Origin of the sequence: Rhizobium leguminosarum bv. viciae USDA 2370 (assembly GCF_002008365.1) — a bacterium.
Lineage (GTDB): Bacteria > Pseudomonadota > Alphaproteobacteria > Rhizobiales > Rhizobiaceae > Rhizobium > Rhizobium leguminosarum.
In genome coordinates this window covers 293225-306057 of the sequence record NZ_MRDL01000054.1, presented here as the reverse complement: position 1 = coordinate 306057, position 12833 = coordinate 293225, and the positions used below count along the sequence as shown (strand labels likewise).

The 12833-nt window shown below is 64.3% G+C and carries 12 protein-coding genes; 9 read left to right on the top strand and 3 right to left on the bottom strand.

Annotated elements, in window-relative coordinates; translation table 11 throughout:
• The first annotated feature begins 13 nt into the window (after nucleotides 1-13).
• The 6 genes from BS629_RS33285 to BS629_RS33260 are packed head-to-tail and all read left to right on the top strand — an operon-like array spanning nucleotide 14 to nucleotide 7387.
• Nucleotides 14-1600, top strand: coding sequence for an aromatic amino acid lyase (locus BS629_RS33285; RefSeq protein ID WP_018244478.1), 1587 nt, complete (start codon nucleotides 14-16; stop codon nucleotides 1598-1600).
• Between the two features lie 24 nt (nucleotides 1601-1624).
• Nucleotides 1625-3004, top strand: a complete 1380-nt coding sequence (locus BS629_RS33280) for a dihydroorotase (protein WP_018516599.1) — start codon at nucleotides 1625-1627, stop codon at nucleotides 3002-3004.
• Nucleotides 3001-4281: a Zn-dependent hydrolase gene (locus tag BS629_RS33275; protein ID WP_018244476.1), complete on the top strand. Its 1281-nt coding sequence runs from the start codon at nucleotides 3001-3003 to the stop codon at nucleotides 4279-4281. Before BS629_RS33280 ends, BS629_RS33275 begins: the two co-directional genes overlap by 4 nt.
• Entirely contained in the window at nucleotides 4262-5359 is a 1098-nt protein-coding gene (locus BS629_RS33270; protein ID WP_018244475.1) for a thiohydantoin desulfurase, read from the top strand. Before BS629_RS33275 ends, BS629_RS33270 begins: the two co-directional genes overlap by 20 nt.
• Before the next feature lie 3 nt (nucleotides 5360-5362).
• Nucleotides 5363-5692, top strand: a complete 330-nt coding sequence (locus tag BS629_RS33265) for a TfoX/Sxy family protein (protein ID WP_018244474.1) — start codon at nucleotides 5363-5365, stop codon at nucleotides 5690-5692.
• 33 nt (nucleotides 5693-5725) lie between these two features.
• On the top strand, nucleotides 5726-7387 hold the full coding sequence (locus BS629_RS33260; protein WP_018244473.1) for a thiourocanate hydratase: 1662 nt from the start codon (nucleotides 5726-5728) through the stop codon (nucleotides 7385-7387).
• Nucleotides 7388-7404: 17 nt separating this feature from the next.
• Here BS629_RS33260 and BS629_RS33255 read toward each other — a convergent pair whose 3' ends face one another.
• Both BS629_RS33255 and BS629_RS33250 read right to left on the bottom strand, forming a co-directional pair.
• Entirely contained in the window at nucleotides 7405-7791 is a 387-nt protein-coding gene (locus BS629_RS33255; protein WP_018244472.1) for a VOC family protein, read from the bottom strand.
• The gene (locus tag BS629_RS33250; protein ID WP_077988770.1) at nucleotides 7788-9038 is read right to left on the bottom strand and encodes an MFS transporter; all 1251 of its coding nucleotides are present in this window, start codon (nucleotides 9036-9038) and stop codon (nucleotides 7788-7790) included. The genes BS629_RS33255 and BS629_RS33250 overlap by 4 nt, the downstream gene beginning before the upstream one ends.
• A 91-nt stretch (nucleotides 9039-9129) precedes the next feature.
• Between BS629_RS33250 and BS629_RS33245 the strand changes: the two genes are divergently transcribed.
• Nucleotides 9130-10005 carry a LysR family transcriptional regulator gene (locus tag BS629_RS33245; RefSeq protein WP_018244470.1) on the top strand — a complete coding sequence of 292 codons (876 nt, stop codon included), beginning with the start codon at nucleotides 9130-9132 and terminating at the stop codon, nucleotides 10003-10005.
• Between the two features lie 100 nt (nucleotides 10006-10105).
• Here BS629_RS33245 and BS629_RS33240 read toward each other — a convergent pair whose 3' ends face one another.
• The gene (locus BS629_RS33240) at nucleotides 10106-11011 is read right to left on the bottom strand and encodes a LysR family transcriptional regulator (protein ID WP_018244469.1); all 906 of its coding nucleotides are present in this window, start codon (nucleotides 11009-11011) and stop codon (nucleotides 10106-10108) included.
• 125 nt (nucleotides 11012-11136) lie between these two features.
• On the opposite strand from BS629_RS33240, the gene BS629_RS33235 reads away from it, so the two are divergent.
• Nucleotides 11137-11901, top strand: a complete 765-nt coding sequence (locus BS629_RS33235; RefSeq protein WP_018244468.1) for an SDR family oxidoreductase — start codon at nucleotides 11137-11139, stop codon at nucleotides 11899-11901.
• 135 nt (nucleotides 11902-12036) lie between these two features.
• The gene (locus BS629_RS33230; RefSeq protein ID WP_018244467.1) at nucleotides 12037-12786 is read left to right on the top strand and encodes an SDR family oxidoreductase; all 750 of its coding nucleotides are present in this window, start codon (nucleotides 12037-12039) and stop codon (nucleotides 12784-12786) included.
• The last annotated feature ends 47 nt before the right edge of the window (nucleotides 12787-12833 follow it).

Genomic DNA, 12833 nt, shown 5'->3' with positions numbered 1-12833 from the left:
GGGAGATAGGCACATGAAGCACGAACGCCTTGGCATCGAACTTTCCGGACAACCGCTCGGTTTTGCCGAGATGGTGACGATTGGTGCGGGCAAGGCTAAGATTTCGGCTTCGGCGACAGGCATGGCCCGCATCGCGATCGCCCGCGAGGTCGTCGAGGATGCGATTGCCTCCGGCATGCCCGTCTACGGCTCGACGACAGGCGTCGGCGCCATGAAAGATGTGGAGTGGTCGGCCGACGAACTCGACACCTTCAATCTCGGCCTGGTGCGCGCCCATCATTTCGGCACCGGCACACCCTTTTCCTGCAATATCGTCCGCAATGCCATGGCGATCCGTATCAACACGGCGCTGACCGGCCAGGTCGGCTGCACGCCGGAGCTGATCCAGGCCTATATCAGGATGCTCGAGGCCGATCTCATCCCGGTCGTGCGCCGCACCGGCTCGATCGGCTGTGCGGATATCGGCCTGATGGGACAGATCGGAGCGGTGCTGACCGGCGTCGGCGAAGCGATCTATCGCGGCAACCGGATGCAGGCGGCCGAGGCTTTCCAGGCGGCCGGGCTGGAACCGATGCGGATGGCGCCGCGCGACAGCCTCGCCTCGCTCAGCATCAATGCGGTAAGCTTTGCCTCGGCGGCGGAAACGACGCGCAACGCCGCGGCCTCGATCCGCGTCCTGCTGGCAACGGCGATGATGGCGGCCGGTGCGCTCGGTGCTTCCCGCGATCCCTGGAAGGCGGTCCGGCATGTCGGAACTGCGCGCGAAGCGCTGATCGGTGCCTGGCTCTGCAATGCCTCCGACGAATGGAACTGGCCCGTCGCAACGCATGTGCAGGATCCGCTGAGCCTGCGCATGATCGCCCAGGTGTTCGGCGCGGTGATCGAAAACCTTTTATCGACCGGCCATAAGATCCTTGCCGCCACCGGGCGCTCGGACGACAATCCCGTCGTGGTTGAAGGCCGGGTGATGACGTCGGGCGGCTCTCTTCCGCTCGATGTGACGATCCTGCTCGAATCGGCAGCGCTTTGCATGGCGCATGCAGCGCGCAACGCCTTCAACCGCTGCGTCATTCTCGGCAACGGCCAGCGGCGCGACCTGCCGGTCAATCTCGTGCCGCCGGGGCGGATTGCCACCGGTTTCGGGCCGATTATCAAACTTGCCGGCGAGATTTTCTCGCGCGTGCTGTCAATGTCCAATCCCGTGTCGGCCCAGTCGCTGGTGGTTGCGGCCGGGCTGGAGGACGAGGCGGCCTTCCTGCCGCTCGTCATCGAGCGCTTCGACCGGCAGATGCGGGCGCTGAAGCGCCTCGCAGCCCTTGAGGCGCTGCTCTCGGCCCAGGCGATCGACATTCTCGGCGATGAACCGAAGGGTGTTGCAGCCATGCTCTACGAGGTCGTGCGCAAACATGCGGATTTCTATACGGTCGACCGGCCGCTTTCGGCTGAAGTGGAGGCGATCGAGGAGGAACTTGGTTCGGACGATTTCGTCACGAAGCTGACTGAGCAGGTTCCGATCGCCTCCTTCGACGATTTCTTCGCCCTCGGCTCGTTGGAGCACATCGAGGAACGGCTAACCCATGACGAGCCGGCAGCAGTCTGATTTCCAGTCTACGGAGGAAGCAACATGGACTTCGATCTCGTTCTGCAGGGCACGGTGGTGCTGCCGGACCGCATTGTCGAAGAGGGCTATGTCGCCGTGCGCGACGGCAAGATCGCCGAGGTCGGCCTCGGCGTGCCGCCTGCGGGCCGCGAACGGCATCTGCTCGGAAAAGCGCTGATCCTGCCCGGCGCGATCGATGCGCAGGTACATTCGCTTTCCCAGAAGGACCAGGAGGATTTCATCTGGTCGACGCGCTCGGCGGCGGCAGGCGGCGTGACTACAATCGTCGACATGCCCTATGACGAAGGCAATCTCGTCTGTTCGGCAGCGGCGGTGAAGCGGAAAGTCGACCATGCCGGACCGCAGGCGCGCGTCGATTTCGCGCTTTACGGCACCGTCGATCCGGAAGAAGGCCCGGCGCGGATCCGCGAGATGGTGGAGGCAGGCGTTGCAGCCTTCAAATTCTCGACCTTCGGCACCGACCCCAAGCGCTTTCCGCGCATTCCGCCGGCACTGCTCGACGCCTGCTTCGCGGCGATCGCTCCGACGGGGCTGACAGCCGGCGTGCACAATGAGGACGACGAGGCGGTGCGCACCTATATGGAGCAGGTGAAGGCGAGCGGCATCACCAACTGGCGGGCGCACGGCCTGTCGCGACCGCCGATCACCGAGCTGCTGGCGATGCATACGATCTTCGAGACGGGTGCCGACACGGGCTGCCCGGCGCATGTGGTGCACTGCTCGCTCGGGCGCGGCTATGATATCGCGCGCGCCTATCGCCGCGACGGCTTTGCGGCGACGGTCGAATGCTGCATCCATTATCTGACGCTCGACGAGGAAAACGACGTGAAGCGCCTCGGTGGCAAGGCGAAGATCAATCCGCCGGTGCGGCCGCGCGCCGAGGTGGAGAGCCTCTGGCGGAAGGTGGCCGAGGGTGATGTCTGGCTGGTCTCGACCGATCACGTCAGCTGGTCGGAAAACCGCAAGACCAATCCCGACATGCTCGCCAACGCCTCCGGCGTTCCAGGCCTCGAGGTGATGGTGCCGCTTTTCGTCAAAGGTGCCATCGAACGCGGCATTCCGCTGACATGGGCAGCCAGGCTGATGGCGGAGAACCCGGCGAAGCATTTCCGGCTCGACCATATCAAGGGCGCGCTGACGCCGGGCAAGGACGCCGATATCGTCGTGCTGGAGCCGCGCGACAGCATCTATGATGCCGCCGCGAGCGGCAACAATGTCGTCGGCTGGAGCCCCTATAACGGCATCCGCCTGCCCTGGACCGTTTCCGCCACCTACCTGCGCGGCGAAAAGATTGCCGAGGGCGCCAAGGTGCTGGCTGCGCCCGGCACCGGGCGCTTCGTGCGGCCGCTGCCGCGCCAGGTCATTGCGGGAGCTAAAGTATGAGCCGCAATCTTCCCGTCAATGCCGGCCGGATCGCTGGAGATATCGAGGCGCTGGCCGGGATGACCGAGCCGGGGCATCCCTGGACGCGGCGGGCGTTCTCGCCGCTCTTCCTCGAAGGCCGGGCCTATATCGACGCGCGGATGAAGGCGGCGGGACTGGAAACGCGGGTCGATGCCGCCGGCAATCTGATCGGCCGACGGACTGGCCGGAAACCATGGCTCGGCACGATCATGGTCGGTTCGCATTCCGACACGGTACCGGACGGCGGCCGCTTTGACGGTATTGCCGGGGTAATTGCGGCGCTGGAGGTGGCGCGCGCGCTGCGCGACCAGAATATAGAGCTCGATCACGATCTCGAAATCGTCGATTTCCTTGCCGAGGAGGTCAGCATCTTCGGCGTGTCCTGCATCGGCAGCCGTGGCATGACCGGCCAACTGCCGGCGGCCTGGCTTTCGCGTGTCAGCGACGGGCGCGACCTGGCTGAGGGCATCGCCGAGGTCGGCGGCAGACCTGATGTACTGATGCAGCAGAACAGGCCCGATATAGCCGGCTTTCTGGAACTCCATATCGAACAGGGCCCGGTGCTCGAAGCCGAAAAGGAGGATGTCGGCATCGTCACCGCGATATCAGGCATCACCCGCATCGAGATCACCGTCGAAGGGCGGGCCGACCATGCCGGCACGACGCCGATGGACCGACGGGCGGATGCGCTGGTGGCGGCATCGCAGCTGGTGCTCGACATCCGCAACGCCGCCGCCGAGCTTGCGAAAACGCCGGGCCATTTTGCAGCGACGGTCGGCGAATTCCGCATCGAGCCGAATGCCGCCAATGTCGTGCCGTCGAAGGTGGCGCTGCTGATCGATGGGCGCGCAGAAGTCCGCGCCGACATGGAGGCATTCTGCCGCTGGCTCGACGGCCATGTCGAAAAGCTGGCGGCGGCCTACAGCGTGACGATCCAGACCCCGAACCGGGTATCCGACAATCTACCGACGCCTGCAGATGCCGGGCTGCTGTCGACCTTGGAGGCCGCTTGCGAACGTGTCGGTGCAAAACATCGGCGCATGGCCTCCGGCGCGGGGCACGACACGGCCTGGATCGCCAAGGTGGCGCCGGCGGCGATGATCTTCGTGCCCTGCCGGGAAGGCCGCAGCCATTCGGCCGACGAGTGGGCTGAAAACGACGATATCGCGCTCGGCGCCGCCGTGCTTTTCGAGGCGGTGCGCGAGATGGACAAGGATTTGAATCAGGAGAGGACCGATGGGACGCATACTCGTTGAGAAGGACGTGGAAGCTGCCGTCAAGGGCGGCTCCGTCTATGCCGCCGGCGGCGGCGGCTGGGCCGATCACGGGCGGATGCTCGGTTATGCCGCCGTCAATGTCGGCAAGCCCGAGCTGGTCTCGATCGACGAGCTGAAGGACGAGGCGTGGATCGCCACCGCAGCTGCGATCGGCGCGCCGGCTTCCACCACCCCCTGGGAAATGCAGGGCATCGACTATGTGAAGGCCGTGCAATTGCTGCAGGAGGCACTGGGTGAAAAGCTTTCCGGTCTGATCATCGGCCAGAACGGCAAATCCTCGACGCTGAACGGCTGGCTGCCGTCGGCAATCCTCGGCACCAAGGTGGTCGATGCGGTCGGGGATATCCGCGCCCATCCCACAGGCGACATGGGCTCGATCGGCATGGCCGGTTCGCCCGAGCAGATGATCCAGACTGCTGTCGGCGGCAATCGGGCCGAAAACCGTTATATCGAGTTGGTGGTGAAGGGCGCGACGGCGAAGATCTCGCCGGTGCTGCGCGCTGCCGCCGATCAATCCGGCGGCTTCATCGCCAGTTGCCGCAATCCGCTCAGAGCCTCCTATGTCCGCAGCCATGCGGCGCTCGGCGGCATCTCGATGGCGCTTTCGCTCGGTGAGGCGATCATCGCGGCGGAGAAGAAAGGCGGATCTGATGTCATCGACGCGATCTGCAAGACGACGGGCGGACATATCCTTGCCGAGGGCGTCATTACCCGCAAGGACGTCGTCTACACCAAGGAAGCCTTCGACATCGGCACGATCACCGTCGGCGCGGGCGAAAAGTCGGTGACGCTGCATGTGATGAACGAATATATGGCGGTGGACGATGCAGATGGCGGGCGGCTTGCCACCTTTCCTGCCGTCATCACCACGCTTTCACCAGAGGGCGAGCCGCTCAGCGTCGGCCAGCTCAAGGAGGGCATGCGGGTGTTCATCCTGCATGTACCGATGTATGTCATTCCGCTGTCGGCAAGCGTGCTCGATCCGACCGTCTATCCCGTCGTCGAAAAGGCGATGGGGATCGAGATCGCACGCTACGCACTGGCGACAAAGGCCTGAGCCATGGCGCGCGATCCCGGTCTCGAAGAACTGATGCGTGAGGAACTCGGCGATCGGCCGGGTCTTGCCGAAAAATCGATGTTCGGCGGCTGGGCCTTCATGCTGAACGGCAATCTTCTCTGCTGCGCACGCCATGACGGCATGCTGATCCGTCTCGGCAAGGGCAATAACGGCTGGGCGCTGGCACTGCCTGGCGTGATCCAGATGCTGTCGGGGGAGCGTGTCATGCATGGCTGGGTGCGAGGCGGTGCCGAAGTTTACGGCGACGATGCCCTGAGGCGGCGTTTGCTCGATGCGGCACTCGCCTATGTGCAATCGCTGCCCAGCAAATAACGAACGAAGGCAGAGCAAAACGAGGAACCCACGATGCCGAAGGCCAATCCACGTCATCCGAAATTTCCGATTCCCGGCGGGCCGGAACTGCGCGCCAAGGGCTGGCGGCAGGAGGCGCTGCTGCGGCTGCTCGAAAACGTGCTCTCCGTCGGCGAGGACCCCGACAATCTGATCGTCTACGCCGCGCTCGGCAAGGCGGCCCGCAACTGGGCGGCGCATAGGGGCATCGTCAAAGCGCTGACCGAGATGGACGAGGACCAGACGCTGCTCATCCAGTCCGGCAAGCCGATCGGCCTCGTTCGAACGCATGCCAAGGCGCCGCTGGTCATCATGGCGAACTGCAATATCGTCGGGCAATGGGCAAAGGCCGAAGTATTCTACGAGCTGCAGCGCAAGGGGTTGATCTGCTGGGGCGGGCTGACGGCCGGCGCCTGGCAATATATCGGCAGCCAGGGCGTCATCCAGGGCACCTACGAGATCTTCATGCGCATTGCCGAGCGGCGCTTCGGCGGCGATCTCCTCGGCCGGTTCGTGCTGACGGCCGGCCTCGGCGGCATGGGCGGGGCGCAACCTCTCGCCGGCCGCATGGCAGGGGCTGCAATCCTCTGTATCGACATCGATCCGGAGCGCGCCCGCAAGCGCCAGCAGATCGGCTATCTCCAGGAAATCGCTCCCGATCTCGATACCGCCCTTCAGATGATCGATGCAGCGGTGAAGGACAAGCGGGCGCTGTCCGTCGGCCTCGTCGGTAATGCGGCGGAGGTCTATCCCGAGATCGCCCGCCGCGGCATCGTGCCCGACATCGTCACCGACCAGACCTCGGCGCATGACCTCGTCTACGGTTACGTGCCGAAGGGCATGAGCCTCGATCAGGTCAAGGGCCTGCGCGACGATGGCCAGGGGCAGTTGATGGCGGCAAGCCGGGCCTCGATCGTCGAGCATGTGACGGCGATGCTGGAATTCCAGAAGCGTGGCTCGGAAGTCTTCGACAACGGCAATCTAATCCGCACGCAGGCCCGCGAGGGCGGTGTCGCCAATGCCTTCGACATTCCGATCTTCACCGAAGCCTATCTCAGGCCGCTCTTTGCCCGGGCGATCGGCCCGTTCCGCTGGATGGCTCTGTCAGGCGAGGAGAGCGATATCGCCCGGATCGACGATCTGCTGCTCGAGATGTTTCCCGATAACAAGATCATCACAAACTGGATCCGGCTGGCGCGCGAGCATGTGCCCTTCGAGGGGCTGCCGGCCCGCATCGCCTGGCTCGGCCACGGCGAACGCACCGCACTCGCAAGGCGCGTCAACGCGCTGGTTGCGAGCGGCGAACTCAAAGGCCCGGTCGCCTTCTCCCGCGACCATCTCGACGCCGGCGCCATGGCGCATCCGAATATCATGACCGAGGGGATGAAGGACGGCTCCGACGCAATCGCCGACTGGCCGCTGATCGATGCGATGATGCTCTGCTCGTCGATGGCCGATCTGGTCGTCATCCATTCCGGCGGCGGCGGCTATGCCGGCTACATGACGAGCTGCGGCGTCACCGTGGTCGCCGACGGCACGGATGCCGCCGACGAACGGCTCGACCATGCGCTGACCAACGATACGGCGCTTGGCGTCATGCGTTACGCCGATGCCGGTTACGAGGAGGCGCTGGATGAGGTGGCGAAGAAGGACGTGCCCTATATCCGGCTCGGTTGATGTGCGGGAGGCCGACGTCAGGCAATCAGATTGGAGACCTCGAGGAGGTTGCCGTCGGGGTCCCTGAAATAGACCGAGCGCAAACGCCCGGTCGCGCCGGTGCGCTCGACCGGACCCTCTTCGATGGCAACGCCTAAGGCCTCCAGATGGGCGATGACATCGGCAAGCTGAGTCTCGGCGATGAAGCAGAGGTCGCCGGAGCCGGGTGTGGGTTGCCTTGCCTTGGGATCGAATTCGTGGCCGGCATGGTGCAGATTAATCTTCTGCCCGCCGAATTTCAGTGCTTTACGGCCTTCAGCAAAGGTTTCGACCGACATGCCGAGGATGCGGGAATAGAAGTCGCAGCTGATCGCGATATCGGCGACGGTCAGCACGAGATGGTCAAGCCGGTCTATGCGGATCATGCTTTTCTCCTCGCGAGGTGCTGGGCAAGACAGGCGGAGACAAAGGCCAGCGCCAGCATGGCAAGCGTGAAGATAACGACGGCGGCCCAGCCTTCAACCGCGAAGAACCAGCCGCCCGCCGAACCCATGAGGCTGGAGCCGACATAATAGGCGAGCATATAGAGCGACGAGGCGTGCCCTTTGGTGCCATGTGCCAGCTTGCCGACAAGGCCGCTGGCGATCGAATGGCTCATAAAGAAGCCGGTCGTGAGCACGATGATACCGAGGATAATCGCCGGGAGCGAGGCAAAGAGCGTCAGCGCGCTGCCGGCGGCGGTGAGTGCCAGACCGAAGAGAAGCACGGAAAAGTGCCCGATCCGGTCTCCCAACAGGCCGCCGATCGAGGAGGCGCCGATGCCGAAGAGGTAGACGGTGAGGATCAGGCCGAGTTCGGTCTGGTTGAGGCCGTAGGGCGGCGCCACCAGGCGGAAGCCGGCATAATTGTAGATCGTCACAAAGGAGCCCATCGCCAGGAAGGCGATGGCGAAGATGAAGGGCAGCGTCGGATTGCGGAGATGGCCGAGCCAGGCCTTTGCATGAAAGCGTGGGTCGAAGCCCGGCCGGCGGACGAAATTGCGTGACGGTGGCAAGAGGGCGATGAAGCCGAGCGCGGCGGCAAGGCCGATGGTGCCAATGATGAAGAGCGCCGGACGCCAGGTGAGATATTCGGCGAAGATGCCGGTGAGCACACGGCCGGACATGCCGCCGAAGGCCGTGCCGCCGACATAGAGGCCCATGGTGGCGCCAAGGCCGCGCGGATCGATTTCCTCGGCGAGATAGGCCATGGCAACGGCCGGCACACCACCGAGAACAAGGCCCTGAAGCGCGCGGATGACGAGCAGCAGATGCCAGTTCGGGGCAAAGGCGGTGGCAATGGTCAGCAATGCCGCCCCGACCAGCGATATCGACATCAGGCTGCGGCGGCCGAGACCTTCCGAGACGGCGGCGGCGCAGACGATGGCGACCGCCAGGAAACCGGTGGAGAGCGAAAGGGACAGCGAGCTTTCGGCCGGGCTGACAGCGAATTCCTGCGAGAAGATCGGCAGCAGCGGCTGGACGCAATAGAGCAGCGAGAAGGTGGAGAAGCCGGAAAGGAAGAGTGCCAGGCTGGCGCGGCGATAGGCGCCGGCGCCACGGGTCAGGTAGTGCTTCTGCCCTGGGGTCGCAGCTGTCTCGGAGGTCTTCACTGCATGCACTGACGTCGGCATATCTTCATCCTTCCAGCCTCCGATCTAGTCAAAGCGCCTCCATTTGTCCAATATATGAGACCGTCGATTCCGATAGGTTTTGGAGATAGTGATGGAGCTGCGGCATCTCAGGTATTTTCTGGCGGTGGCGGAAGAAGGCAATTTCACGCGTGCCGCCGGCAAGCTCGGCATCGGGCAGCCGCCGCTCAGCCAGCAGATCCGCGACCTGGAGAGGGAAGTGGGTGCGGCGCTGTTTCACCGTGTGCCGCACGGCGCCGAATTGACGGCAGCGGGCGCGGCCTTCCTTGGCGAGGCAAAGGCGTCGCTGGTGGCAGCTGAGAAGGCGAAGCTTGCGGCGCAAAGCGCCAATCGCGGCGAGTCCGGCCGCCTGTCGCTCGGCTTCACCGCATCCTCCGCCTTCAACCCGGTGGTCAGCACGACGATCCGCCGGTTTCGCGCGCGCTGGCCGGAGGTGCAGCTGTCGCTGACGGAAATGAATACGCTAGCGCTGATGCAGAAGCTGGAACGCGGGGAGCTCGACGCCACCTTCATGCGCCCCGGCCTGGACGATCCCGCCGGCATCCGGCTGCGGCGGCTGCCGGACGAGCCGATGGTGATTGCCCTGCCCGCCAGCCATCCTCTGGCAAGACATCGTAGCCTGCCGCTTGCAATGCTGGCGGACGAACCCTTCATCCTCTTTCCCCGGCTCGTGGGCTTGAGCCTCTACGACGATGTCGTGCTCGCCTGCCGCAAGGCGGGATTCGAGCTGACCGTGGCGCAGGAGGCGCCGCAGATTTCCTCGGTCGTCAATCTGGTGGCGGCCGATCTCGGCGTCTCGATCGTGCCGGCCTCGATTTCGCAGATCAAGCTCGAAGGTGTGGCCTACCGGCCGATCGAGGGGCCGCCGGCCGTGGCGCGCCTGGCGCTGGCAATCCTGAAAACACATCGCTCGCCGGTCACCGAGAACCTGATGAGCCTGCTGAGCTAAAGCGCGTCGCGATCTTTCAGATTCGCTCTTCGCGCTTTAGGTCTTTGTTTTTACGCATGTCGTTGTCGCAAAACTGCTGCACACTTTTGCGCGACATGCTCTAGCCCGCCGGATCCCAGTAGGGCGGATCGCCGAAACTCTTCTTCAGGTGATCGGCGATGGCGCGGAGCTTGGCGGAGGGATTTCGGCCCTCGGGATGGGCCATATAGATGAATTCGACCTCCGGCCTATGGCCGACATCGATTTCGGCAAGCCGGCCCTCGCGGATGGCCGGGCCGGCGATGAAGGCGGGCAGCAGCGCAATGCCGAGGCCGGCAATCGCGGCGTCGCGGAGCATGTCACCATTGTTGATGCCGAGCGCCAGTTTCGCACGGACGACGATCGCACCCTCCGGCGTCTGGAAGCGCCAGTCGGCAACGCCGCGATTGGTGTAGAAGATGCCGCGATGGCCGTTGAGATCAGCCAGCGACGACGGAATTCCCTGGCGGGCGAGATAATCCGGCGAGGCACAGAGAAGACGGCGGCTTCGCGTGAGCTTCCAGGCGACCAGCCGGCTATCAGCGATCGGACCATTGCGGATGATGGCGTCATAGCCGTCCGAAGCGGCATCGACCCGCCGGTCATCAATATCGAGGGTCAATTCGATCTCGGGATGCTCGGCGAGAAAGGGATAGAGCGCCGGGCCGAGATGCATGCGGCCGAAGGTGACGGGGGCGGCGATGCGGATCGGGCCTGACAGCGTTCCGCGCCGCTCCGCCATATCGGCCGCGGCCTCCTCGATCTCGCGCACGATGCGCGCAGCCCGCTCCAGGAAGACCGTGCCGTCCTCGGTCAAAGTAAGCTTGCGGGTCGTTCGGTGCAGCAGGATGCCGCCGAGCGACTTCTCCAGCTCGGCCAACCTTTCGCTGACGACGGATTTGGACAGCCGAAGACGCCGGGCCGCCTCGCTGACCGAGCCTGCCTCGACCACGGCGACAAAAGCCGCAATGCCTTCTATCCTGATCATCGTTCGGTCTTTCCGAATTCGAATTCCCCGATCTGGAGACTAATCCGAACGAAAGGAAAATGCCATCTTCCATTCAACGGAAGGGACGGCAAGGGCCGCCTCACCTCAACACAGGAGATGGAACCATGAACCGCTTGAACAACAAGGTCGCGATCGTCACCGGCGCAAGCTCCGGCATTGGCCGCGCCACGGCAAAACTCTTCGCCGCCGAAGGCGCCAGGGTCGTCGTCGGCGCCCGCCGTCAAGGCGAACTTGACAGCCTCGTTGCGGAGATCAAGGCAGAGGGCGGCGATGCCATCGCCATTGCCGGCGACGTGCGCTCGGAAGATTATCACAAGGCGCTGGTCGCCGCCGCCGTGACGAATTACGGCAAGCTCGACATCGCCTTCAACAATGCCGGCACGCTCGGCGAAGCCGGTCCGAGCACCGCCGTTTCCGAATCGGGCTTCAGCGATGCGCTGGCGATCAATCTGACGGCCTCCTTCCTCGCCGCCAAGCACCAGATCGGGGCGATGGTGGAAAATGGCGGCGGCTCGGTGATCTTCACCTCGACCTTCGTCGGCTACAGCTTCGCCTTCCCGGGGGTTGCCGCCTATGCCGCCAGCAAATCCGGCCTGATCGGCCTGACACAGGCGCTTGCCGCCGAATTCGGCCAGCAGGGCGTGCGCGTCAATGCCATCCTGCCGGGTGCGGTCGATACCGACATGTATCGGGACATGAACGATACGCCTGAGAAGCAGGCCTTCGTCACCAATCTGCATGCGCTGAAGCGTGTCGCAACACCCGAAGAACTTGCCCGCTCGGTCCTCTACCTCGCCTCCGACGATGCAAGCTTCGTCACCGGTACGGCGTCGCTGGTCGACGGCGGCGCTTCGATCACCCGCACCTGAGGCGGCGCGGCGCGGTTATCCGCTGCGGGTTGATGATCCTTCAACGCGCCGGCTTATCGCGCCGCCTTTTTCAGAGCATTCTCGCATTGAACAAGAACGGGCCGCGCGCCAACATTCGGTCAAAGGAACTTCATCATGTCACGCCTGCAGAACAAGACAGCGCTCATCACCGGCGGCACCAGCGGCATCGGCCTCGAGACCGCCCGCCAGTTCATCGCTGAGGGCGCCCGCGTCGTCGTTACCGGCAGCAGCGCGGCAAGCGTCGAGGCGGCCCGCGCCGAATTCGGCGGCAAAGCCACCGTCATCCAGGCCGATGCCGGCAATGCGGTCGGCCAGAAAGCCGTCGCCGATAGCGTGAGAGAGGCTTTCGGCACGCTCGACATCCTCTTCGTCAACGCCGGGGTCGCCGAATTCGGGCCGCTGGAACAGTGGAGCGAAGCCGCCTTCGACAAGTCGGTTGATATCAACGTCAAGGGCCCGTTCTTCCTGATTCAGGCGCTGCTGCCGATTTTTTCGAAGCAGGCCGCGATCGTGCTCAACACCTCGATCAACGCCCATATCGGCATGCCGAATTCCAGCGTCTATTCGCTGACGAAGGGCGCGCTGTTGACGCTTGCCAAGACATTGTCGGGCGAGCTCATCGGCCGCGGCATCCGCGTCAACGCCGTGAGCCCCGGTCCGATCTCCACGCCGCTCTACAGCAAGCTCGGCGCTTCACAAGCCCAATCCGAAGCGATGACTGCGCAGATCCAGGCCCAGATTCCCGTCGGCCGTTTCGGAACCCCCGGCGAAGTCGCCAAGACCATCGTTTTCCTCGCCTCCGATGAGGCGGCCTATATCGTCGGCAGCGAACTCATCATCGACGGCGGGATGAGCAACCTCTGACCCACGAGTGCGGCGGAGACTGGCTGCCGCCGCAGCTTGCCCGCCTC